General features: G+C 59.8%; 24 protein-coding genes. 12 read left to right on the top strand and 12 right to left on the bottom strand.

The window, feature by feature from the left end:
- Window positions 1-41 precede the first annotated feature (41 nt).
- Genes MEB48_RS06485 through MEB48_RS06450 form a run of 8 tightly spaced genes read left to right on the top strand, consistent with a single transcriptional unit; the run spans window position 42 to window position 6034 of the window.
- A complete protein-coding gene (locus tag MEB48_RS06485) occupies window positions 42-797 on the top strand; it encodes a heme ABC transporter permease (protein ID WP_237882950.1) in 756 nt (251 codons plus the stop codon).
- Entirely contained in the window at window positions 794-970 is a 177-nt protein-coding gene (gene ccmD, locus MEB48_RS06480; RefSeq protein WP_237882948.1) for a heme exporter protein CcmD, read from the top strand. The genes MEB48_RS06485 and ccmD overlap by 4 nt, the downstream gene beginning before the upstream one ends.
- Window positions 967-1422 (top strand): cytochrome c maturation protein CcmE, encoded by a 456-nt coding sequence (ccmE, locus tag MEB48_RS06475; RefSeq protein ID WP_237882946.1) that lies wholly within the window; start codon window positions 967-969, stop codon window positions 1420-1422. Before ccmD ends, ccmE begins: the two co-directional genes overlap by 4 nt.
- Before the next feature lie 3 nt (window positions 1423-1425).
- On the top strand, window positions 1426-3414 hold the full coding sequence (locus tag MEB48_RS06470) for a heme lyase CcmF/NrfE family subunit (protein ID WP_237882944.1): 1989 nt from the start codon (window positions 1426-1428) through the stop codon (window positions 3412-3414).
- Window positions 3411-3947, top strand: a complete 537-nt coding sequence (locus tag MEB48_RS06465; protein ID WP_237882942.1) for a DsbE family thiol:disulfide interchange protein — start codon at window positions 3411-3413, stop codon at window positions 3945-3947. The genes MEB48_RS06470 and MEB48_RS06465 overlap by 4 nt, the downstream gene beginning before the upstream one ends.
- Window positions 3944-4417 (top strand): cytochrome c-type biogenesis protein, encoded by a 474-nt coding sequence (locus MEB48_RS06460; RefSeq protein ID WP_237882940.1) that lies wholly within the window; start codon window positions 3944-3946, stop codon window positions 4415-4417. The genes MEB48_RS06465 and MEB48_RS06460 overlap by 4 nt, the downstream gene beginning before the upstream one ends.
- Window positions 4410-5612, top strand: coding sequence for a c-type cytochrome biogenesis protein CcmI (gene ccmI, locus MEB48_RS06455; protein ID WP_237882938.1), 1203 nt, complete (start codon window positions 4410-4412; stop codon window positions 5610-5612). Before MEB48_RS06460 ends, ccmI begins: the two co-directional genes overlap by 8 nt.
- Before the next feature lie 14 nt (window positions 5613-5626).
- A complete protein-coding gene (locus tag MEB48_RS06450; protein ID WP_237882936.1) occupies window positions 5627-6034 on the top strand; it encodes a hypothetical protein in 408 nt (135 codons plus the stop codon).
- Between the two features lie 56 nt (window positions 6035-6090).
- Here MEB48_RS06450 and MEB48_RS06445 read toward each other — a convergent pair whose 3' ends face one another.
- Entirely contained in the window at window positions 6091-6666 is a 576-nt protein-coding gene (locus MEB48_RS06445; protein WP_237882935.1) for a PIN domain-containing protein, read from the bottom strand.
- Window positions 6663-7130 (bottom strand): helix-turn-helix domain-containing protein, encoded by a 468-nt coding sequence (locus tag MEB48_RS06440; RefSeq protein WP_237882933.1) that lies wholly within the window; start codon window positions 7128-7130, stop codon window positions 6663-6665. Before MEB48_RS06440 ends, MEB48_RS06445 begins: the two co-directional genes overlap by 4 nt.
- Window positions 7131-7396: 266 nt before the next feature.
- Here MEB48_RS06440 and MEB48_RS06435 point away from each other — a divergent pair, with 266 nt between their 5' ends.
- Both MEB48_RS06435 and MEB48_RS06430 read left to right on the top strand, forming a co-directional pair.
- Window positions 7397-7609: a type II toxin-antitoxin system HicA family toxin gene (locus MEB48_RS06435; protein ID WP_095051789.1), complete on the top strand. Its 213-nt coding sequence runs from the start codon at window positions 7397-7399 to the stop codon at window positions 7607-7609.
- Window positions 7609-8013 carry a type II toxin-antitoxin system HicB family antitoxin gene (locus tag MEB48_RS06430; RefSeq protein ID WP_008014960.1) on the top strand — a complete coding sequence of 135 codons (405 nt, stop codon included), beginning with the start codon at window positions 7609-7611 and terminating at the stop codon, window positions 8011-8013. The genes MEB48_RS06435 and MEB48_RS06430 overlap by 1 nt, the downstream gene beginning before the upstream one ends.
- Window positions 8014-8104: 91 nt before the next feature.
- On the opposite strand, the gene MEB48_RS06425 is transcribed toward MEB48_RS06430, so the two are convergent.
- The 9 genes from MEB48_RS06425 to gcl form a co-directional block, all read right to left on the bottom strand.
- Complete coding sequence (locus MEB48_RS06425) at window positions 8105-9310, bottom strand: MFS transporter (RefSeq protein ID WP_237882931.1); 1206 nt, start codon at window positions 9308-9310, stop codon at window positions 8105-8107.
- A 299-nt stretch (window positions 9311-9609) separates the two neighbouring features.
- The gene (locus MEB48_RS06420) at window positions 9610-10608 is read right to left on the bottom strand and encodes a sulfate ABC transporter substrate-binding protein (RefSeq protein ID WP_237882929.1); all 999 of its coding nucleotides are present in this window, start codon (window positions 10606-10608) and stop codon (window positions 9610-9612) included.
- A gap of 106 nt (window positions 10609-10714) precedes the next feature.
- Window positions 10715-11539 carry an ion transporter gene (locus tag MEB48_RS06415; RefSeq protein ID WP_237882927.1) on the bottom strand — a complete coding sequence of 275 codons (825 nt, stop codon included), beginning with the start codon at window positions 11537-11539 and terminating at the stop codon, window positions 10715-10717.
- Window positions 11540-11560: 21 nt separating this feature from the next.
- The gene (locus MEB48_RS06410) at window positions 11561-12475 is read right to left on the bottom strand and encodes an urea transporter (protein ID WP_237882925.1); all 915 of its coding nucleotides are present in this window, start codon (window positions 12473-12475) and stop codon (window positions 11561-11563) included.
- A 139-nt stretch (window positions 12476-12614) separates the two neighbouring features.
- Window positions 12615-14030: a pyruvate kinase gene (gene pyk, locus MEB48_RS06405; RefSeq protein WP_237882923.1), complete on the bottom strand. Its 1416-nt coding sequence runs from the start codon at window positions 14028-14030 to the stop codon at window positions 12615-12617.
- Window positions 14020-15300: a glycerate kinase type-2 family protein gene (locus tag MEB48_RS06400; protein WP_237882921.1), complete on the bottom strand. Its 1281-nt coding sequence runs from the start codon at window positions 15298-15300 to the stop codon at window positions 14020-14022. Before MEB48_RS06400 ends, pyk begins: the two co-directional genes overlap by 11 nt.
- Window positions 15301-15463: 163 nt before the next feature.
- Window positions 15464-16354: a 2-hydroxy-3-oxopropionate reductase gene (locus MEB48_RS06395; RefSeq protein WP_237882919.1), complete on the bottom strand. Its 891-nt coding sequence runs from the start codon at window positions 16352-16354 to the stop codon at window positions 15464-15466.
- 148 nt (window positions 16355-16502) lie between these two features.
- On the bottom strand, window positions 16503-17285 hold the full coding sequence (hyi, locus tag MEB48_RS06390) for a hydroxypyruvate isomerase (RefSeq protein ID WP_237882917.1): 783 nt from the start codon (window positions 17283-17285) through the stop codon (window positions 16503-16505).
- A 133-nt stretch (window positions 17286-17418) separates the two neighbouring features.
- A complete protein-coding gene (gcl, locus tag MEB48_RS06385; RefSeq protein WP_237882915.1) occupies window positions 17419-19194 on the bottom strand; it encodes a glyoxylate carboligase in 1776 nt (591 codons plus the stop codon).
- A 266-nt stretch (window positions 19195-19460) separates the two neighbouring features.
- On the opposite strand from gcl, the gene MEB48_RS06380 reads away from it, so the two are divergent.
- The gene (locus MEB48_RS06380) at window positions 19461-19901 is read left to right on the top strand and encodes a GlcG/HbpS family heme-binding protein (protein ID WP_237882913.1); all 441 of its coding nucleotides are present in this window, start codon (window positions 19461-19463) and stop codon (window positions 19899-19901) included.
- A gap of 226 nt (window positions 19902-20127) precedes the next feature.
- Here the strand turns inward: MEB48_RS06380 and MEB48_RS06375 are convergent, their stop codons facing one another.
- Window positions 20128-20733: a TetR/AcrR family transcriptional regulator gene (locus tag MEB48_RS06375; RefSeq protein WP_237882911.1), complete on the bottom strand. Its 606-nt coding sequence runs from the start codon at window positions 20731-20733 to the stop codon at window positions 20128-20130.
- A 135-nt stretch (window positions 20734-20868) separates the two neighbouring features.
- Here MEB48_RS06375 and MEB48_RS06370 point away from each other — a divergent pair, with 135 nt between their 5' ends.
- Window positions 20869-21783, top strand: coding sequence for a DUF808 domain-containing protein (locus tag MEB48_RS06370; protein WP_237882909.1), 915 nt, complete (start codon window positions 20869-20871; stop codon window positions 21781-21783).
- Window positions 21784-21925 lie beyond the last annotated feature (142 nt).

Below are 21925 nucleotides of genomic sequence, written 5' to 3'. Positions count from 1 at the left end.
CTGCCTCGTGATGACGAGCAGCAACCGTGATGGAAACAGCAATGAACTGGACCTGGTTTCATAAGCTCGGCTCACCCAAATGGTTCTACGGCATCAGCGGCAAACTGCTGCCCTGGCTGAGCATCGCCGCGTTGCTGCTAATCGGTGTCGGCGTGGTCTGGGGCCTGGCCTTCGCGCCGCCCGACTACCAGCAAGGCAACAGCTTTCGCATCATCTATATCCACGTTCCCGCCGCCATGCTGGCGCAGTCCATCTACGTGATGCTGGCCGTGTGCGGCATCGTCGGGCTGGTCTGGAAGATGAAGCTGGCCGACGTCGCCCTGCAATGCGCCGCGCCGATCGGTGCCTGGATGACTGCCGTGGCGCTGGTCACCGGCGCGATCTGGGGCAAGCCGACCTGGGGCTCGTGGTGGGTCTGGGATGCGCGACTTACGTCCATGTTGATTCTGCTGTTTCTGTACTTCGGTCTTATTGCGCTGGGCAACGCCATCAGCAATCGTGACAGTGCGGCCAAGGCCTGCGCGGTGCTGGCAATCGTCGGCGTGATCAACATCCCGATCATCAAATACTCGGTGGAGTGGTGGAATACCCTGCATCAGGGCGCGACCTTCACCCTCACCGAAAAACCGGCGATGCCAATCGAAATGTGGCTGCCACTGCTGCTGACGGCGCTGGGTTTCTACTGTTTCTTCGGCGCGGTGCTGTTGCTGCGCATGCGCCTTGAAGTGCTCAAGCGCGAAGCCCGGGCGAGCTGGGTGAAAACCGAAGTGCAGAACAGTCTGGAGGCCGCTCGATGAGTTTCGCTTCATTCGGCGACTTTCTCGCCATGGGCCATCATGGCCTGTATGTCTGGTCAGCCTATGGCATCAGCCTGGCGGTGCTGGCCCTCAACGTGGCGGCGCCGATCCTGGCCCGCAAGCGGTATCTGCAACAAGAGGCGCGTCGTCTGCGCCGGGAGAACGGCCAGTGAATCCGCTGCGTAAAAAGCGTCTTATCATCATTCTCGCGATCCTCGTCGGTGTCGGCGCTGCCGTCGGCCTGGCCCTGAGCGCCCTGCAGCAGAACATCAATCTGTTTTACACCCCGACCCAGATCGCCAACGGCGAAGCGCCGCAAGACACGCGCATTCGTGCGGGCGGCATGGTCGAGGCGGGTTCATTGCAACGTTCTGGCGATTCCCTGGACGTGAAATTCATCGTTACCGACTTCAACAAATCCGTGACCATCAGTTATCGCGGCATCCTGCCGGACCTGTTCCGCGAAGGGCAGGGCATCGTCGCCCTCGGCAAGCTCAACGCTGACGGTGTGGTGGTGGCGGACGAAGTGCTGGCCAAGCACGATGAAAAGTACATGCCGCCGGAAGTGACCAAGGCTTTGAAAGACAGTGGTCAATCCGCCCCTACACCCGCGAAGGAGGGTTGATCCATGACTTCCGGCATCTTCATACCAGAGCTGGGCCACCTGGCCATGATCCTCGCGCTGTGTTTCGCGCTGGTGCAGGCCGTGGTGCCATTGCTCGGTGCCTGGCGCGGTGATCGCTTGTGGATGAGCCTGGCCCAGCCCGCGGCATGGGGGCAGTTCGCGTTTCTGCTGTTCGCTTTCGGTTGCCTGACTTACGCGTTCATGGCGGACGACTTCTCCGTCGCTTACGTGGCCAGCAACTCCAACAGCGCCTTGCCGTGGTACTACAAATTCAGCGCCGTCTGGGGTGCTCACGAAGGTTCGTTGCTGCTGTGGGCACTGATCCTCGGCGGCTGGACTTTCGCGGTGTCGGTGTTCTCCCGGCAGTTGCCGCAAGAGATGTTCGCTCGCGTACTGGCGGTGATGGGCATGATCAGCACCGGTTTCCTGCTGTTCCTGATCCTGACGTCTAATCCTTTCGCCCGAATCCTGCCGCAGATGCCAACGGATGGACGCGACCTCAACCCCTTGCTGCAAGACATCGGCCTGATCGTTCACCCGCCGATGCTGTACATGGGCTATGTCGGTTTCTCGGTGGCGTTTGCCTTCGCTATCGCCGCGCTGCTGGGTGGTCGCCTCGATGCAGCGTGGGCGCGCTGGTCCCGTCCGTGGACGATCGTAGCCTGGGCCTTCCTCGGTATCGGTATTACGTTGGGCTCCTGGTGGGCTTATTACGAACTCGGCTGGGGCGGCTGGTGGTTCTGGGACCCGGTGGAAAACGCGTCCTTCATGCCTTGGCTGGTGGGCACGGCGCTGATTCACTCGTTGGCGGTCACGGAAAAACGTGGCGTGTTCAAGAGCTGGACCGTGTTGCTGGCCATCGCCGCGTTTTCGTTGAGCCTGCTCGGCACCTTCCTCGTGCGTTCTGGCGTGCTGACGTCGGTGCATGCCTTTGCCTCCGATCCGGAGCGCGGCGTGTTCATCCTGATCTTCCTGCTGTTCGTGGTCGGTGGTTCGCTGACACTGTTCGCCCTGCGCGCTCCGGTGGTCAAGAGCCAGGTCGGCTTTAATCTCTGGTCCCGGGAAACCCTGCTGCTGGGCAATAACCTGGTGCTGGTGGTCGCCGCTTCGATGATCCTGCTCGGCACCTTGTATCCATTGATCCTCGACGCGATGACCGGCGCCAAGCTGTCGGTCGGCCCGCCGTACTTCAACGCGCTGTTCATTCCATTGATGGCGATACTGATGGCAGTAATGGCGGTCGGCATGCTGGTGCGCTGGAAAGACACCCCGGTCAAATGGCTGATGAGCATGTTGACCCCGGTGTTGCTCGGTAGCGCTGCGCTGGCCGTGGTGGCCGGTGTCGCTTACGGCGATTTCAATTGGGCGGTGCTGGCGACGTTCATGCTGGCTGCCTGGGTGTTGCTGGCCGGTGTGCGGGATATTTTCGACAAGACGCGTCACAAGGGCCTGATCAAAGGTCTGCCGACCCTGACCCGCAGCTATTGGGGCATGCAAATCGCGCATTTGGGCATAGCCGTGTGCGCGCTCGGTGTCGTGTTGTCGAGCCAGAACAGTGCCGAGCGTGATCTGCGCCTGGCGCCGGGTGAATCCATGAGCCTGGCCGGTTATCAATTCGTGTTCGAAGGCGCCAAGCACTTCGAAGGGCCGAACTTTACGTCCGACAAGGGCACCGTGCGGGTGATCCGCGATGGCAAGGAAATCAGCGTGCTGCACCCGGAAAAACGCCTGTACACCGTGCAGAATTCGGTGATGACTGAAGCCGGGATCGATGCCGGTTTCACCCGTGACCTTTACGTCGCATTGGGTGAACCGCTGGGCGAGGGCGCCTGGGCGGTCCGCGTGCACGTCAAGCCGTTCGTGCGCTGGATCTGGTTCGGTGGGTTGCTCACCGGTCTCGGCGGGTTGCTGGCGGCGCTGGATCGCCGTTATCGGGTCAAGGTGAAAAGCCGCGTGCGTGAAGCGCTCGGCATGACGGGAGCCACCGCATGAGACGTTGGTTGATGCTGTTGCCACTGGCGATTTTTCTGGTGGTTGCTGTTTTTCTGTATCGGGGCCTGTACCTGAACCCGGCCGAGTTGCCCTCGGCGATGATCAACAAACCATTCCCGGAATTTTCGCTGCCCTCGGTGCAGGGTGACAAAACCCTGACCAAAGCGGACATTCTGGGGAAACCGGCACTGGTCAACGTCTGGGGCACCTGGTGCATTTCCTGCCGGGTCGAGCATCCGGTGCTGAACAAATTGGCGCAGCAAGGCGTGGTGATCTACGGAGTCAACTACAAGGACATCAACGCTGATGCCTTGAAGTGGCTGGCCGAGTTCCACAACCCGTATCAACTGGACATCCGTGACGATGCCGGCACCCTTGGCCTGAACCTCGGCGTTTATGGCGCACCGGAAACCTTCTTCATCGACGCCAAGGGCATCATCCGCGACAAATTCGTCGGCGTGATCGACGAGCAAGTCTGGCGCGAAAAACTGGCGGCCAAGTATCAGGCGCTGGTCGACGAGGCCAAGCCATGAAGCGTTGGATCGCTGCCGCCGTCCTCGGCTTGAGCATGGCCGGTGTGGCCCACGCGGCCATCGACACCTACGAGTTCGCCAAAGAAGGCGACCGTGAGCGCTTTCGCGAGCTGACCAAAGAGTTGCGTTGCCCCAAGTGCCAGAATCAGGACATCGCCGATTCCAACGCACCGATCGCCGCCGACCTGCGCAAAGAGATTTTCCGCATGCTCGGCGAGGGCAAGGACAACCAGCAAATCATCGATTTCATGGTCGACCGCTACGGTGATTTCGTCCGCTACAAACCTGCCCTCAACGCCAAAACCGCACTGCTCTGGTTCGGCCCTGCCGGCCTGTTGCTGGGCGGTTTTGTGGTTATCGTCGTGATCGTCCGCCGTCGTCGCGTGCAACGCACTGACAGCCCGGACACGCTTTCTGCCGAGGAGCGCGAGCGCCTCGACCACCTGTTGGATAAAACCAAGCATGATTGATTTCTGGCTCGCTGCAGGCCTGCTGCTCCTGGTTGCCCTGAGTTTTCTGCTGATCCCCGTTCTGCGTGGTCGCCGCGCTCAGCTTGAAGAGGATCGTACGGCACTCAATGTCGCGCTTTATCAGGAGCGCGTGGCTGAGTTGCAGACTCAGCAGGAAGAAGGCGTGCTCAACGCCGAACAAATGGACACCGGCCGCGCCGAAGCTGCCCGTGAACTGCTCGCCGACACCGAAGGCGTCGAGGCGCCGCGTGTGTCGCGTCTGGGCAAGCCGTTGCCATTGCTGGCGGCGATTCTGGTGCCGGTGTTGGGCCTTGGGCTATACCTGCATTTCGGCGCCAGCGACAAAGTCGAGCTGACCCGCGAATTCGCCCGGGCGCCGCAGTCGATGGAAGAAATGACCCGTCGGCTGGAGCGTGCGGTCGCCGCCCAACCGGATTCGGCCGAGGGCCTGTACTTCCTCGGTCGCACTTACATGGCTCAGGACCGTCCGGGCGATGCGGCGAAGATCTTCGAACGCACCGTAGCCCTGGCCGGTCGTCAGCCGGAACTGCTCGGGCAATGGGCCCAGGCGCAATATTTCGCCGACGGCAAGAAGTGGTCGGACAAGGTTCAGGCCCTGACCGACGAAGCGCTGAAAGCTGATCCGAAAGAAGTCACCAGCCTTGGTCTGCTGGGCATTGCGGCCTTCGAAGGCGAGCGCTACCAGGAGGCCATCGACTACTGGAATCGACTGCTGGCGCAACTGCCGCCGGATGATAAATCCCGCGTCGCGCTGCAAGGCGGTATTACTCGGGCCGCCGAGAAACTCGAAGCCAGTGGTGGCAAGGTTGCCCAGGCGCCTGCGGCCAAAGCTGCAGCACTGCTCAAAGTGCAAGTCGATCTGGCACCAGAGCTGAAAGCCAAGGTCCTGCCGGGTGACAGCGTGTTCATCTTCGCCCGCGCCATCTCCGGCCCGCCCGCGCCGCTGGCCGCCAAGCGTCTGACCGTCGCCGACTTGCCGGCAACTGTCGAACTGGGTGATGCCGACGCCATGATGCCCCAGTTGAAACTGTCGAACTTCCCTGAAGTCCAACTGGTTGCGCGCATCTCCCGCGCCGGCCAACCGACTGCCGGCGAATGGATCGGTCGCAGCCAACCCTTGGCCACCAGCACCACCGCGCAACAAAAACTGATCATCGACAGCCCGGATAAATAACAGGAAACGCCACCATGACCGCCTTCGCTCGTATCACTCTCCTCAGCATGATGGTTTTGGGGCTAAGCGCTTGTGCGGTCCAGGAGTACGAACCCGAACGGCTGCCGCCAATCCCGCCTTCGCAGCCGAGTACCAAACCGGTTCCGCCGACGGTACCGAGCAAACCGAGTACCCCGGTCAAACCTTCGAAGCCGGTGCCACGCACCTCTGCCAGCTTCGCCCCGCCACCGGGCGGCAATAGCCATTGGGACGCGAAGCTCGGCGTTTACGTCCTCGATGATCAGACCAACACCTTCTACCGCCAGCGCACCTACTACCGCTGGAACAACGGCTGGAGCCGCTCGATCAGCCCCAACGGGCCGTGGGAAGAGACGAACATCAATGGCGTGCCGGGTGGGTTAGGCAGAAAATTCGGGCAGTGAATGGAAACGGCGATCTGAGGATCGCCGTTTTGCTTTTTGGGGTTCGTGAGAGGCGATTAAAGAATCGCCCGATAATGGGTCAATGCCTTGCTCGACTGAATCAGGCCTTGGCGAAAGAGCAGATCAAGATAGGTACCGACATCCATCGGCGGCAGCTTTAGCTGTTTGCGTTGCCGTTGTGCTGCCGCGACAACCGCTGCCGGATCCAGATCAAAGAGGTTATCGACGAATTCGTCAGGATGCTGCGCCTCGATGCCAAAAGGTCCGAGTGTTTCATCCGGAAAGTCTTTCTGATTAAACGTCACGATGACACTGGCATTGCAGCGTATGGCGGCAGCCAGAACATGTCGGTCATCGATGTCGGGCAGTGTGAGCCCTTCGATCAACTTTTCGTAACCGTATACGCAAGCATCGGGTATGGCTTGATCCATCAAGGCGGACGTGCGATCCAGTTGCTCTGTTGTCAGGTCCGGGCGGTTTTTCAGCAGATTGCGCTTCCATTCGTTGTGTATCTCCAGTGACCATCGCGCCCTGAAACGTCCGGAGAGTGCGAGCCACATCAGAAAGTCTCTCAGGGGAGCAGGGTACAAAACACATGCGTCATATACAGCGGTAAAAGGGGAATGCCTCACTCGTATCCTGTCCTTAACGCTTGTGCTTGCTCGGCGAGAAGCGTCATTGCTTGCTCGCTGGCGGTGTCGCGCCGGTTTTTATAATCCATCAAATCGGCAAAGCGCACACGTCGGTGCTTGCCGGTTTTGTGGTAGGACAACTCGCCGGACTCCAGCAGTTTGATCAGGTGCGGGCGTGAGACATTGAGCAAGTCCGCCGCTTCCTGGGTGGTCAGTTCCGCGTGAACCGGGACGACCTTTACCGCATTGCCTTCTGCCAATGCAGCCAGTATGTCGATCAGCAATCGAAGGGCTGAAGTGGGCAGTTCGACGCTGTGTGCTTCATTCTGCTCGTCGAAAATCTGGATGCGTTGGGTTTCGAATTGAGTCGCGAGATAGGCAGCAAGGGCGCGCTGGCCTTCGATAGCGGCCTGAACTTCGCGCGCCATGGGCAGGTTGATCGGTGGGTGGATGATTAAGGACATGATGAAATTCCAGGATTCTGAGTAACGATGCTGAAAAGGCTATTCGAATCAAACGAAAACCGCAATAAACGAAAATCAAGCTTGTTTATGACTTTTTTGCCAGCAAGTTTTAGAGGAAATTGACAAATGTCCGAGTCTTCTAGCTGATTACGATCCGATCAAATCAACACCCTGTAAAACAACCGAACGTCGCACTCCGAACTTTTGTGCTTGAGTAAATATAACTCTAGGGTTATTTTTATTGGGCCGGAGCAAGGAGGCTGGTGGTGCAGAGCAGGTTATTGATCAAAGAGCTGATAGAGGCGGGCTGGACACTGGACCGGGTCACCGGCAGTCATCACCTCTTCACTCACCGTTACAACCCTTACACGATACCCGTCCCTCATCCGAAAAAGGATTTGCCGATCGGGACGGTCAAAAGCATCAGGAGGCGAGCCGGGCTTTATTGCCCGGGAGCCAGTTTGGCAGGAGATCCATAATGCAATACCCAATCTGTATCGAGTGGGGCGACGAGAACACCGCCATCGGTATTCAGATCCCCGATATCCCAGGTGCCGTAACGGCCGGGGATACGTTTGAAGATGCTTACAACGCGGCGGTCGAAATTGCCCACATCATGCTGCAGGAGATCATGGCAGACGGGGAGTCAATTCCGATGCCGACCTCAGCGGCTGCGCACCGCGAGAATCCGGAATTTGCCGACATGGGTTGGGGAATGCTGGAACTCGACATCTCGCCGTATCTGGGCAAGACCGAGAAGGTCAACGTGACACTGCCTGGCTACGTAATCCAGCGCATTGACCGCTATGTGCGAGAGCACAATGTCAAAAGCCGCTCCTCCTTTCTCGCGGATGCGGCGATGGAGAAACTGGTTCGGCATTGAGGGGTATCAGCCTCGCTCCTGCAGGGACAATGCAAGACCTGTAGGAGCGAGCGGTGCGGCGATCCGACTTGCCCGCGAAGCTTTTAGCGTCTTAAGCCGTCGCCAACGAACGCCTCTGCGAAACACTCAAAAACCGCAACAACGCCAACAGTGGAAACACACTGCCGACAATCACGATCCACAACCAGCCGCCATGCTCATACACCGCGCTGGCCACCGAAGAACCAAATGCACCACCGATAAAGATGCTGGTCATGTACAGCGCATTCAAACGGCCGCGGCTTTTGGCATCGAGGGCATAGACCGCGCGCTGGCCCAAAACCATGTTCATCTGCACACAGAAGTCGAGCACCACGCCGGTGACGGCAAGGCCGATGACACTGTAAATCGGATGGATGAACGCCGGCATGAAACTCAGGCTGGCGAATAGCAGGGCCAGCAGCGAGGCGATGCGTGTATGGCCGGCATCGGCCAGTCGACCGGCGATGGGTGCGGCAATCGCGCCGATGGCACCGACCAGAGCGAAGATCGCGATCTGGGTTTGCGACAAGCCATGATTACGCGACAGTTCCAGCGGCACTGCCGTCCAGAACAGGCTAAAGGTGGCGAACATGCAGGCTTGGTAAAACGCCCGTTGACGCAATACCGGCTGCTGACGCAACAGCGTCCAGAGCGAACCCAACAACTGGCCATAAGAAGCGCTGTGATCAGGCTGGCGCTTGGGGATGGTCAGGGCCAGCACGATGCTGATAGCCGCCATCAACACCGCTGCGATGACGAACATCGCACGCCAGCCGAAGTGGTCGGCGATTACGCTGGACACTGGTCGAGCCAGCAGAATCCCCAGCAGCAAACCACCCATAATGCCGCCGACTACGCGGCCCCGGGATTCTTCCGGCGCCAGGTGGGCGGCCAGTGGAATCAGGATCTGCACCGACACCGAGCTGAACCCCACCAGCAACGAGATCAGCAGAAACACGTTCGGCTGATCGGTGAATGCCGCGCCCAGCAGACTGGCAATCGCCACCACGGTGGTGATGATCATCAAGCGTCGGTTTTCCAGCAGATCACCCAACGGCACCAGGAAGAACAGACCCAGCGCATAACCAATCTGCGTCAGCGAAACGATCAGGCTGGCCATGGTGTCGGTCAGGCCGATGTCCGGCGCGATCAGGCCGATGATCGGCTGGGCGTAGTAGATGTTGGCCACGATGGCGCCGCAACAGAAGGCGAAGAGCAGCACCATGCCTCGGGTCATTGTCGCGGCACCGAGTGGCACCTGAGTCGTTGGGGTCATTACGGGTCTCGCTGAACAAAAAGGAATGCGGGGAGCCTAATCGGCTGGCTAGAGCGGCGGAAGAAGGTTTGAAGTGATAGTCATTATTTCTGTGTGCAATGAAGGCTCCACAGACATTTTGAACGCCGTCGACACGTAGGAGCCCGGCTTGCCGGCGAAGGCGTTGTCATGAGCGCTGCATGACGTGAGGCCGTCTTCGCTGGCAAGCCAGCTCCTACAGAGGTTCAAGACGGGTCATACAAGCTCGCCACGAAAAAAAAGGCGACCGTAGCAGGTCGCCTATTCATTGGGCTCAGGAATCACTGACCGCTGTAGATCTGATCGAAAATCCCACCATCATTGAAGTGGGTCTTCTGCACAGTGCGCCAGTCACCAAAGGTCTTCTCGACCGAAAGGAAATCCACTTTCGGGAAGCGATCGGTGTACTTGGCCAATATCGCCGGATCACGCGGACGCAGGTAGTTGGCAGCCGCAATTTCCTGACCTTGCGGAGACCACAGGTACTTCAAATATTCTTCAGCGGCAGCGCGAGTGCCTTTTTTATCGACCACTTTGTCGACCACGGACACTGGCGGTTCGGCCTCGGCAGAAACACTCGGATAAATCACTTCGAATTGATCACGACCAAACTCACGCGCAATCATTTCCGCTTCGTTTTCGAAGGTCACCAGTACGTCGCCGATCTGGTTGGTCATGAAGGTGGTGGTCGCTGCACGGCCACCGGTATCCAGCACCGGTGCTTGTTTGAACAGTTTGCCGACGAAGGCTTTCGCCTTGTCTTCGTCGCCGCCGTTTTTCAGCACATAGCCCCAGGCCGAGAGGTAGGTGTAACGGCCGTTGCCCGAGGTTTTCGGGTTGGGGACGATTACTTGTACGCCGTCCTTGAGCAGGTCGGGCCAGTCTTTCAGGGCTTTCGGGTTACCTTTGCGCACGATGAACACGGTGGCCGAGGTGAATGGCGCGCTGTTGTTCGGCAGGCGCGTGACCCAGTTGTCCGGGACCAGTTTGCCGTTGTCCGCCAGGGCATTGATGTCAGTGGCCATGTTCATGGTGATGACATCAGCTGGCAGGCCATCAATCACCGAACGCGCCTGTTTGCTGGAGCCGCCGAAGGACATCTGCAGCGTGATGTTTTCGTTGTGCTCGGCTTGCCAGTGTTTCTGGAAGGCAGCGTTGTAGTCCTTGTAGAAATCACGCATCACGTCGTAGGAAACGTTAAGCAGGGTCGGTGCAGCCTGAGCCACGCTGCCCAAGGCCAGGCCAGCGGCCAGAAGTGAGGCGCCAAAGAGTTTTTTCACTGCGCATTCCTTGTTTTATCAAACATGTTCGATGGAAAGTGTTGGCAATTTGCCGGCGACTATAGCCGGGCTCGCATAGTCCTTTAAAGATTAAAAAGCACTTTGCTTATTCCAGTTTTCTGAACAACGCATTGCCGCAACGGGAGCAAAATGCTGCGCCGTGTTCGTGGCTGTTTTTCTTGCAGGTCGGGCAATCGTGTTGCAGTTGTTCACCGCGCATGGCGTTGGCCAGTTCCGCGGTGAAAATCCCCGTCGGGACGGCGATGATCGAGTAACCGGTGATCATCACCAGCGACGAAACCACCTGACCTAATGGCGTCTTGGGCACGATGTCGCCGAAGCCCACGGTGGTCAGCGTGACGATGGCCCAATAGATGCCTTTGGGGATGCTGGTGAAGCCGTGTTCCGGGCCTTCGATCACGTACATCAGCGTGCCGAACACCGTCACCAGGGTGCTGACGCTGAGCAGAAACACCACGATCTTCTGCTTGCTGCCGCGCAACGCCGTCATCAAATAGTTGGCTTGCTTCAGATACGGGCTGAGCTTGAGCACGCGGAAAATCCGCAGCATCCGAATGATCCGGATAATCAGCAGGTACTGCGCATCGCTGTAATACAGCGCGAGAATGCCGGGCACGATCGCCAGCAAATCCACCAGCCCATAAAAGCTGAATGCGTAGCGCAACGGTTTGGGCGAGCAGTACAGGCGCAGGCCATACTCGATGGCGAAAACGACGGTGAAGCCCCATTCGATGTACGCCAGCAGGTCGGCGTAGTTCTGGTGAACGCTGTCGATACTGTCCAGAATCACGATCACCAGGCTGGCGAGGATGATCAACAGCAGAATGCTGTCGAAGCGCCGACCGGCCGGGGTGTCGGCCTGGAAAATGATGACGTAAAGCTCTTCACGCCAATTTTTATTGCTGTCCATGGAAAGCGCCTGAACCTGGAATCAGCGAAGCCTAGGTCGATTCTCCCCGGTAGCGCAAGGCGCGCTGTCCATGGCGGCCTGACGCAGCACCCGAATGCCTGCGCGAATCAGCCAGCAGGTGAGGATGAAGGGTGCAGTCAACGTGGTCAGGCCGAGTGCGGCAAACCCCGGTGTGAGCAACACCGCCAGCAGGATTCCCAACAATGGCAGCCAGGGCTGGCGACGATTTTGGCTGAAGGCGAGGGCGGCGAGCACGGCGTTGTAGCCGCTCAAACCCTGCAGGGCGGTTGATGTTTCGTGATGCAACAGGGCGAATCCGAGGCCGGCGGCGGAGCCGAGCAGCGCCCATAGGAAGGCGCGGCGGTCGGCGATCAGTAATCCGATGGCAATGAGTGCGCCGGCCAGCGGATGACCGAGAAACAGCACCTGACCGAGCCCTTTCAATGAGGCGGCGAGCAGGTTGAGGGTATTCAGTTCGATCGGTGGAATGGATTGCTGGGGTGCGGCAAAGCCAAGCAACAACCAACTCAATCCAACGAAGGGCGCGGTGTAAGCCGGTAGACAATGATGATCGCGGGTGTGCTTGAGCCATTGCTGGGTGAGCATCGCACTCAGGCCGCCGCAGGCAATGATCAGCGGTGGCAACAGCGCCGACCATGGGAAATAAAGGCTCAGCAGCAAGCCGAGCAAAACACCGTTGTAACTGAACAGCCCGGCCTGACGATCAGCCTTGGTGTACCCGCGACGTTGCGCGGTGAGCAACCCGGCGACCCCTCCCAGCAACGCACCGCCGAGCAAGGCCGGCGCGCTGAACAGAATCGCCAACAGACACAGCAGACCGCACAGCGGATGACGTTGGAGGAATATCTGGCTGAAGCCATTGAGCAGGGCAGTGGCCCAGTCGGGACAGTGGGTGTTGAAGTGGTTGGCGGGCATGATGAGGGTCGTTCAGTACAGATCGTTCCCACGCTCTGCGTGGGAATGCCTCAATGGACGCTCTGCGTCTGCTCTTGGGACGCAGAGCGTCCCGGGCTGCATTCCCACGCAGAGCGTGGGAACGATCATCGTGTAGGGGTTAAATCAGGGTTTCGATACGCAGCGAATTGGTCGACCCCGGCTGCCCGAACGGCACGCCCGCCGTGATCAACAACGTATCGCCGCGCTGAGCCATCCCCTGTGCCTGGGCAATCTCCAACGCCGTCGAGCACACTTCATCCACCTGGCGCAGCCGGTCGTTGACCACCGAGTGCACGCCCCACGCCACCGTCAACCGGCGAGCGGTTTGCAGATTAGGCGTCAGGTTGAGGATCGGCACCGTCGGCCGTTCCCGCGCAGCCCGCAGGCTCGAAGTACCCGATTCGCTGTAGTTCACCAGCACCGCCACCGGCAGCACATTGCTGATCCGGCGGATGGCGCAGCTGATCGCGTCCGACACCGTGGCCTCGGCTTTCGGTCGGCTCACGTCCAGTTGGGCCTGATAGTCCGGACCGTTTTCCACCTGACGGATGATCTTGCTCATCATCTGCACCGCTTCCAGCGGGTATTCGCCGGACGCGGTTTCGGCCGACAGCATCACCGCGTCCGCACCTTCGGCCACCGCGTTGGCGACGTCAGTGACTTCGGCGCGGGTCGGGGCCGGGGAGAAACGCATCGACTCCAGCATCTGCGTCGCCACCACCACCGGTTTGCCGAGTTGGCGGCAGGTGCTGATGATGTTTTTCTGAATCTGCGGCACGCTCTCGGCCGGCACTTCTACGCCCAAGTCACCGCGAGCGACCATGATCGCATCGCTCAATTCGGCGATTTCCCGCAGTTGCGTCACGGCCGATGGCTTCTCGATTTTCGCCATCAAAAACGCCTTGTCGCCGATCAGTGCGCGGGCTTCGAGGATGTCTTCCGGGCGTTGCACGAACGACAGCGCGACCCAATCCACCCCCAGCTCCAGACCGAAGCTCAAGTCGCGACGATCCTTGGCGGTCAGCGGGCTCAGATCCAGCACCGCTTGCGGCACGTTGACGCCTTTGCGATCCGACAGCTCGCCGCCATTAAGCACCGTGGTGTCGATGGCGTCGGCGTATCGGGTCACCACCCGCAGGCGCAGCTTGCCGTCGTCCAGCAGCAGGTCCATGCCTGGCTCCAGCGCTGCGATGATTTCCGGGTGAGGCAAGTTGACCCGGCGCTCATCGCCCGGCGTCGGGTCCAGGTCCAGCCGCAAGGCCTGACCGCGATGCAGCTGCACTTTGCCTTGGGCGAATTTGCCGACCCGCAGTTTCGGGCCTTGCAGGTCCATCAGAATCCCCAGCGGGTAATTCAGCTGGCGCTCGACTTCACGAATCCACTGATAGCGCTGTGCATGGTCAGCATGATCGCCGTGGCTGAAGTTCAGGCGAAAGATATTGACCCCGGCCTGCACCAGTTCACGGATGTCATCGATCCCGTTGGTGGCCGGGCCAAGGGTGGCGAGGATTTTGACCTTCTTGTCAGGCGTCATGTTCAGGGCTCTCGAGAATCAGAATGGCGCGCAAGTCGTTGACGTTGGTGCGGGTCGGCTCGGTGACGATCAGCGCATTCAGCGCCGCGAAATAGCCGTAGCCATTGTTGTTGTCCAGTTCATCGCTGGCGCTCAGGCCGAGGGCGGCGGCGCGGGCGTAACTGGCCGGGGTCATGATGGCGCCGGCGTTGTCTTCGGAGCCGTCGATACCGTCGGTGTCACCGGCCAGCGCGTAAACGCCGGGCAGGCCTTTGAGGCTGTCGGTCAGGCTCAGCAGGAATTCGGCGTTGCGCCCGCCACGGCCATTGCCGCGCACGGTGACGGTGGTTTCGCCGCCGGACAGAATCACGCACGGCGCTGCCAGCGGCTGGCCGTGCTGGACGATCTGCCGCGCAATACCGGCGTGGACCTTCGCCACGTCCCGGGATTCGCCTTCCAGATCGCCGAGAATCAACGGACTGAAACCAGCCTGACGGGCTTTCACCGCTGCCGCTTCCAGCGATTGCTGTGGGCGAGCGATCAATTGGAAATGACTGCGGGCCAGACTCGGATCGCCGGGTTTGACCGTTTCCGATTCCGGGCTTTGCAGCCAGGTGCGCACCGAGGCCGGGACTTCGATGCCATAACGCCTGAGGATCGCCAGCGCTTCGGCCGAGGTACTCGGGTCGGCCACGGTGGGGCCGGACGCGATGACCGTGGCGAGATCGCCCGGTACATCGGAAATCGCATAGGTATAAACCGTGGCCGGCCAGCAGGCTTTGCCCAGACGACCGCCCTTGATCGCCGAGAGGTGCTTGCGCACACAATTCATCTCGCCGATGGTCGCGCCGGATTTGAGCAGGGCTTTGTTGATCGACTGTTTGTCGGCGAGGGTGATGCCGGCGGCGGGCAAGGCGAGCAGGGCAGATCCACCCCCCGAGAGCAGGAAGATCACGCGGTCGTCTTCGCTCAGGTCGCTGACCAGTTCCAGTACCCGTTTGGCCACGGCAAGACCGGCTGCATCCGGCACCGGATGCGCGGCTTCGACCACTTCGATTTTTTCGCACGGCGCGCCGTGGCCGTAACGGGTCACCACCAGGCCGGACACTTCACCCTGCCAGCAGCGCTCGACCACCTGAGCCATGGCCGCCGCGGCTTTACCGGCGCCGATAACGATCACTCGACCGCTGCGATCTTTGGGTAAATGGGCTTCGAGGACATGCTGCGGATGGGCCGCGTCGATGGCTGTGGCAAACAGCTCGCGCAGCAGTTGTTGCGGATCGACCGACATGGCGGGCTCCCAGTCTTATTGTTTTGTTTAGCGCAAATGATCGTTCCCACGCTCTGCGTGGGAATGCCTCAACTGGACGCTCCGCGTCCGCTCGGCAGGGACGCGGAGCGTCCCGGGATGCATTCCCACGCAGAGCGTGGGAACGATCAGTACGGGGCAGGTGTTACTTATCGCGAATCGAGAAGTTCGCCATGTGCTCCAGGCCCTTGATCAGCGCCGAGTGGTCCCAGTTGCTGCCACCGATGGCCGCGCAAGTGCTGAACACTTGTTGGGTATTGGCGGTGTTCGGCAGGTTGATGCCCAGTTCGCGAGCGCCGGCCAGGGCCAGGTTCAAGTCCTTCTGGTGCAGGCTGATGCGGAAGCCCGGATCGAAGGTGCCTTTGATCATGCGTTCGCCGTGAACCTCAAGAATCTTTGACGAAGCGAAACCGCCCATCAGCGCTTCACGGACCTTGGCCGGGTCGGCACCGTTTTTCGAGGCGAACAGCAGCGCTTCGGCCACGGCCTGGATGTTCAGCGCGACGATGATCTGGTTCGCCACTTTCGCGGTTTGCCCGTCGCCGTTGCCACCGACCAGGGTGATGTTCTTGCCCATCGCCTGGAACAGCGGCAGGGCGCGTTCGAAGGCATCGGCTTCGCCACCGACCATGATGCTCAGGGTTGCAGCCTTGGCACCGACTTCACCGCCGGAAACCGGCGCGTCGAGGTATTGCGCGCCTTTCTCATTGATCTTGGCAGCGAAGGCTTTGGTGGCGGTCGGCGAGATCGAGCTCATGTCGATCACGACTTTTCCCTTGCTCACGCCCGCTGCAACGCCGTCGGCGCGGAACAGCACGTCATCGACCTGCGGGGTATCCGGGACCATGACGATGATGAATTCGGCTTCCTGGGCCACTTCTTTCGGGTTCGCCAGTGCGACGGCGCCAGTGGCGATCAGGTCGGCCGGGGCCGGGTCGTGATGTGCCGACAGGAACAGGCTGTGACCGGCTTTCTGCAGGTTCAACGCCATTGGGTGGCCCATGATGCCGGTGCCGATAAATCCGATTTTAGCCATGAGAAAATCCTCTTGTTTTTATTGCTCTGTTCGCAAATTCGTGGGGTGACAGCGAGGACGCCTTCGCGGGCAAGCCTCGCTCCTACAGACAATTCTGGCCCCTGTAGGAGCGAGGCTTGCCCGCGAAGAACGATGACGCGGTGTCAGATCAAATCGCGTTATGGGTTTTCAACCAGCCCAGACCCGCTTCAGTGGTGGTCAGCGGCTTGTATTCGCAGCCAACCCAACCCTGATAACCGATGCGGTCCAGATGTTCGAACAGGAAGCGGTAATTGATTTCACCGGTGCCCGGTTCATTGCGCCCTGGGTTGTCGGCCAACTGGATGTGGTTGATCTCGCCCAGATGTGCAGCCATGGTCCGGGCCAGGTCGCCCTCCATGATTTGCATGTGATAGATGTCGTATTGCAGGAACAGATTGGCACTGCCGACTTGTTCGCGAATCGACAGGGCTTGCGCCGTGTTGTTCAGGTAGAAACCCGGAATGTCGCGGGTGTTGATCGCTTCCATCACCAGTTTGATGCCCGCCGCTTGCAGCTTGTCGGCCGCGTATTTGAGGTTGGCGACAAAGGTCTTTTCCATGGTGGCATCGTCGACGCCTTGTGGACGAATACCGGCCAGGCAGTTGATCTGGGTATTGCCCAGCACATTGGCGTAAGCGATGGCCAGATCGACACCGGCGCGGAATTCTTCGACCCGATCCGGCAGGCACGCGATACCGCGCTCGCCCTTGGCCCAGTCACCGGCCGGCAGGTTGAACAGCACCTGGGTCAAGCCATTGGCATCGAGCCTGGCCTTGATTTCGGCGGAGCTGAAATCGTAGGGAAACAGGTATTCGACACCACTGAAGCCGGCCTTGGCGGCAGCGTCGAAACGGGCAAGAAAATCCTGCTCGGTGAACAGCATGGACAGGTTGGCTGCGAAACGCGGCATGGTGGTCTCCCGTAAATTTGTGCAGTCCCCTGTGGGAGCGGGCTTGCTCGCGAAAGCGGTGTGTCAGGCGACATCAATGTTGGTTGTGCCGCCGCCTTCGCGAGCAAGCCCGCTCCCACACGGGGAACGATCATCAATCGAGCAACGAAATCGCCGTTGGCGCATCGTTGCCGACCAGCGCCAGGTCTTCGAATTCGTTGACGGCGTTGATCTCGGTGCCCATGGAAATGTTGGTCACGCGCTCCAGAATGATTTCGACGATCACCGGCACCTTGAACTCCTCGATAAGCTCCTGAGCCTTGCGCAGGGCAGGCTGGATCTGAGCTGGTTCGAACACCCGCAGCGCCTTGCAACCCAGGCCTTCGGCAACCGCTACGTGGTCAACCCCGTAACCATTGAGCTCCGGAGCGTTGAGGTTGTCGAAGGACAGCTGCACGCAGTAGTCCATGTCGAAACCGCGCTGGGCCTGACGGATCAGCCCCAGGTACGAGTTGTTCACGACAACGTGGATGTACGGCAGCTTGAACTGCGCGCCCACCGCCAGTTCTTCGATCATGAACTGGAAGTCGTAGTCACCCGAGAGCGCCACCACCTTGCGGGTCGGATCAGCCTTGACCACACCGAGTGCTGCCGGGATGGTCCAGCCCAACGGGCCGGCCTGACCGCAGTTGATCCAGTGACGTGGTTTGTAGACGTGCAGGAACTGCGCGCCGGCAATCTGCGACAGACCGATGGTGCTGACGTAGCAAGTGTCCTTGCCGAACACTTGGTTCATCTCTTCGTAAACCCGTTGCGGCTTGACCGGCACGTTATCGAAGTGAGTCTTGCGCTGCAGGCTGGCTTTACGCTGCTGGCAGTCTTGCAGCCAGGCGCTGCGGTTTTTCAGCTTGCCAGCGGCTTGCCATTCGCGAGCGACTTCGATGAACACGGTCAACGCGGCAGCGGCGTCGGATACGATGCCCAGGTCCGGGGTGAACACGCGGCCAATCTGAGTCGGCTCGATGTCGACGTGAATGAACTTGCGACCTTCGGTGTAAACGTCGACCGAACCGGTGTGACGGTTAGCCCAACGGTTACCGACGCCCAGCACCACGTCGGACTTCAGCATCGTCGCGTTGCCGTAACGGTGCGAGGTTTGCAGACCGACCATGCCGACCATCAGCGGGTGATCGTCCGGGATAGTGCCCCAGCCCATCAGTGTCGGGACCACAGGAATGCCGGTCAGCTCAGCGAACTCCACCAGCAACTCGCTCGCATCGGCATTGATGATGCCGCCACCGGCGACCAGCAATGGGCGCTCAGCCTGGTCGAGCATGGTCAGGGCTTTCTCGATCTGTACGCGGTTAGCGGTGGGCTTGGCCAGCGGCAGCGGCTCATAGGCGTCGATGTCGAATTCGATTTCAGCCATCTGCACGTCGAACGGCAGGTCGATCAGCACCGGGCCTGGGCGGCCGGAGCGCATTTCATAGAAAGCTTTCTGGAACGCGTAGGGCACCTGGCCCGGCTCCATAACGGTGGTCGACCACTTGGTGACCGGCTTGACGATGCTGGTGATGTCAACGGCCTGAAAGTCTTCCTTGTGCATGCGGGCCCTCGGTGCTTGACCGGTGATGCACAGGATCGGGATCGAGTCGGCCGAGGCGCTGTAGAGCCCGGTGACCATGTCGGTACCGGCTGGGCCGGAGGTGCCAATGCACACGCCGATATTGCCGGCCTTGGTGCGGGTGTAGCCCTCGGCCATGTGCGAGGCGCCTTCAACATGGCGAGCGAGGACGTGATCGATGCCACCGACCTTCTGCAAGGCGGAGTACAGCGGGTTGATCGCGGCGCCCGGGATGCCAAAAGCGGTATCGACCCCTTCGCGGCGCATCACCAGAACGGCGGCTTCGATTGCTCTCATTTTGCTCATTGTTTTGTGCCTCTTACGTTTTGTAATTGTATACAAGTGGCTTTGCGCAGAGTGTATTCACGGCGGACGGCGCAGGTCAATCCATTTTCTCAAGCAGCTGTTTCATTCGTCGGAAGCCCAAGAAACTGTGGCTTTTCGTCGCGTGTCGCGCTTTTCGAAAATTATTGTATACAAAAAAATAACTCATTGTGTTCTATTTGTTGCATCGGATTGCGCAACAGAAAGCAATCCAACGGCTTTCCCAAAAACAAAATGAGGACGGCACCATGAGCGCTTTAACCTTGAACGTCGCAGTCAACCTGGCCAATCAGGCCCTCTCCGCAGGTCGTGCAATCTCTGCCGCGCCCTTGACCGTTGCCGTGCTGGACGCCGGCGGGCACTTGATAACGCTGCAACGCGAAGACGGCGCCAGCCTGCTGCGCCCACAGATCGCCATCGGCAAAGCCTGGGGTGCGATTGCCCTGGGCAAGGGCTCACGCTTGCTGGCCCAGGATGCCCAACAACGCCCGGCTTTCTTCGCCGCGCTGAATACCCTGGGGCAGGGTAGCGTCGTCCCGGTACCGGGCGGCGTGTTGATTCGGGATCAGGATGGGACTGTGTTGGGGGCTGTGGGCATCAGCGGGGATTTGTCTGATGTTGATGAGCAGTGTGCGATCAGGGCGATCGAGACGCAGGGGTTTAGGGCGGATGCGGGGGTGACGGCTTGATTATGGGGTGACTGATTTACCGCTTTCGACCAGGTCGATGGCGGCAATAGCTACTTCGTTCATGGCAACAGTCTCCGATGAGCCCCCTGCGAAAGCTTAGTGGGCGATCGCAGGGGGCGGCGGGGGTAGCCATTTCATTAGTTGATCTCGGTTGTTCACAGATTTTGTGAACGCAGTAGATCCAATGTGGGAGCGGGCTTGCTCGCGAATGCCGCACCGCGGTCTATCAGTCCAGCTCACACCCCTTAAGCACCAACCGGATAATCGTCTGCGCCGCCGCTTCATAGTCAGCCTCATCCAGTTTGGCCTTGCCGGTCACCGCGGAGATCTGCCAATCGAAATCGGCATAGGTCTGAGTTGCGGCCCAGATGCTGAACATCAAGTGGTTGGGGTCGATCGGGGCGATCTGGCCGCGATCGATCCAGGTCTGGATGCAGTCAATGTTGTGCCTGGCCTGGCCGTTGAGCTGCTCGACCAGGTCGGGGCTCAGGTGCGGAGCGCCATGCATGATTTCGCTGGCGAACACCTTGGAGGCGAAGGGCAGGTCACGGGAGATGCGGATTTTCGAGCGAATGTAACCGCTCAGCACTTCGCCGGGCACGCCATCGGCGTTGAACGGCGTCGAGGCCTGCAGGATCGGCTCGATGATGCTTTCCAGAACCTCGCGGTAGAGATTTTCCTTGGATTTGAAGTAGTAGTAGACGTTGGGCTTGGGCAGCCCGGCCTTGGCCGCGATGTCACTGGTTTTGGACGCAGCGAAGCCCTTGTCGGCAAATTCTTCACTGGCGGCACGCAGGATCAATGCTTTGTTGCGCTCGCGGATGGTGCTCATAAACCAAGGAGTTCCTTGCCTGTTCTGGCGGTTGCGCATGGTAGCACCGGCCTCGCGCGGCGCTCAAGAATGCCCCCGTGTAGCCTCGGGTCGCGCTATGCTGCGTACCATTCATTCAAGAAGGAAACCTGATTCATGGCAGGTAGCAGTTTGCTGGTGCTGATCGACGACATCGCCACCGTACTGGATGATGTGGCGTTGATGACCAAAATGGCCGCGAAGAAAACCGCCGGTGTGCTTGGGGACGATCTGGCGCTCAACGCCCAGCAGGTTTCCGGCGTGCGTGCCGAGCGGGAAATCCCGGTGGTGTGGGCGGTGGCCAAGGGTTCGTTCCTCAACAAGCTGATCCTGGTGCCGTCGGCGTTGGCCATCAGCGCGTTCATTCCGTGGCTGGTCACACCGTTGTTGATGGTCGGTGGCGCTTACCTGTGCTTCGAAGGTTTCGAGAAACTCGCCCACAAATTCCTGCACAGCAAAGCTGAAGATCAGGCCGAACACGTAGAACTGGTCGAGGCCGTGGCCAATCCGGCGGTCGATCTGGTGGCGTTCGAGAAGGACAAGATCAAGGGTGCGATCCGCACCGATTTCATTCTTTCGGCGGAAATCATCGCCATCACCTTGGGCACCGTGGCTGATGCTTCGCTGACCCAGCAAGTGATCGTGCTCTCGGGCATCGCCATCGTCATGACCATCGGCGTCTATGGCCTGGTGGCCGGGATCGTCAAACTCGATGACCTCGGTCAGTGGTTGGCCCTGAAGCCCGGCCAGATAGCCAAAAGCATCGGCAGCGGGATTTTGCGTGCAGCGCCGTACATGATGAAAAGCCTGTCAGTGATCGGCACGGCGGCGATGTTTTTGGTGGGCGGCGGGATTCTGACCCACGGCGTGCCGGTGGTTCATCACTGGATCGAAAGTGTCAGTGCGAGTGCTGGCGGTGGCGGGTTTATCGTGCCGACGTTGCTGAATGCGGTAGCCGGGATTGTCGCGGGTGCGGCGGTGTTGGTTGGGGTGATGGCTGTCAGCAAAGTTTGGAAAACGGTAAAGGCTTGAACCTGTAGGAGCGAGGCTTGCCCGCGAAAGCGGTGTGTCAGTCAACATTGATATTGGATGTGATAGCCTCTTCGCGAGCAAGCCCGCTCCCACAGTAGGTTGGTGGTGTTTGAGATACGCGCATGAAAAAGGCCATTCGACG

Source organism: Pseudomonas sp. PGPR40, from assembly GCF_022014505.1.
Classification (GTDB): Bacteria; Pseudomonadota; Gammaproteobacteria; order Pseudomonadales; family Pseudomonadaceae; genus Aquipseudomonas.
Note: the sequence above shows the minus strand (reverse complement) of the source record. Positions and strands in the feature narration are given on the sequence as shown.

Coding starts and splice junctions, on each gene's coding strand:
- MEB48_RS06430 (WP_008014960.1), top strand. CDS start 7,609: ATGCAATACCCAATCTGTATCGAGTGGGGCGACGAGAACACCGCCATC.
- MEB48_RS06370 (WP_237882909.1), top strand. CDS start 20,869: ATGGCAGGTAGCAGTTTGCTGGTGCTGATCGACGACATCGCCACCGTA.
- hyi (WP_237882917.1), bottom strand. CDS start 17,285: ATGCCGCGTTTCGCAGCCAACCTGTCCATGCTGTTCACCGAGCAGGAT.
- MEB48_RS06450 (WP_237882936.1), top strand. CDS start 5,627: ATGACCGCCTTCGCTCGTATCACTCTCCTCAGCATGATGGTTTTGGGG.
- MEB48_RS06460 (WP_237882940.1), top strand. CDS start 3,944: ATGAAGCGTTGGATCGCTGCCGCCGTCCTCGGCTTGAGCATGGCCGGT.
- MEB48_RS06375 (WP_237882911.1), bottom strand. CDS start 20,733: ATGAGCACCATCCGCGAGCGCAACAAAGCATTGATCCTGCGTGCCGCC.
- MEB48_RS06400 (WP_237882921.1), bottom strand. CDS start 15,300: ATGTCGGTCGATCCGCAACAACTGCTGCGCGAGCTGTTTGCCACAGCC.
- MEB48_RS06410 (WP_237882925.1), bottom strand. CDS start 12,475: ATGCCCGCCAACCACTTCAACACCCACTGTCCCGACTGGGCCACTGCC.
- MEB48_RS06425 (WP_237882931.1), bottom strand. CDS start 9,310: ATGACCCCAACGACTCAGGTGCCACTCGGTGCCGCGACAATGACCCGA.
- gcl (WP_237882915.1), bottom strand. CDS start 19,194: ATGAGCAAAATGAGAGCAATCGAAGCCGCCGTTCTGGTGATGCGCCGC.
- MEB48_RS06485 (WP_237882950.1), top strand. CDS start 42: ATGAACTGGACCTGGTTTCATAAGCTCGGCTCACCCAAATGGTTCTAC.
- ccmD (WP_237882948.1), top strand. CDS start 794: ATGAGTTTCGCTTCATTCGGCGACTTTCTCGCCATGGGCCATCATGGC.
- MEB48_RS06470 (WP_237882944.1), top strand. CDS start 1,426: ATGACTTCCGGCATCTTCATACCAGAGCTGGGCCACCTGGCCATGATC.
- MEB48_RS06465 (WP_237882942.1), top strand. CDS start 3,411: ATGAGACGTTGGTTGATGCTGTTGCCACTGGCGATTTTTCTGGTGGTT.
- ccmI (WP_237882938.1), top strand. CDS start 4,410: ATGATTGATTTCTGGCTCGCTGCAGGCCTGCTGCTCCTGGTTGCCCTG.
- pyk (WP_237882923.1), bottom strand. CDS start 14,030: ATGACGCCTGACAAGAAGGTCAAAATCCTCGCCACCCTTGGCCCGGCC.
- MEB48_RS06415 (WP_237882927.1), bottom strand. CDS start 11,539: ATGGACAGCAATAAAAATTGGCGTGAAGAGCTTTACGTCATCATTTTC.
- MEB48_RS06440 (WP_237882933.1), bottom strand. CDS start 7,130: ATGTCCTTAATCATCCACCCACCGATCAACCTGCCCATGGCGCGCGAA.
- MEB48_RS06395 (WP_237882919.1), bottom strand. CDS start 16,354: ATGGCTAAAATCGGATTTATCGGCACCGGCATCATGGGCCACCCAATG.
- MEB48_RS06380 (WP_237882913.1), top strand. CDS start 19,461: ATGAGCGCTTTAACCTTGAACGTCGCAGTCAACCTGGCCAATCAGGCC.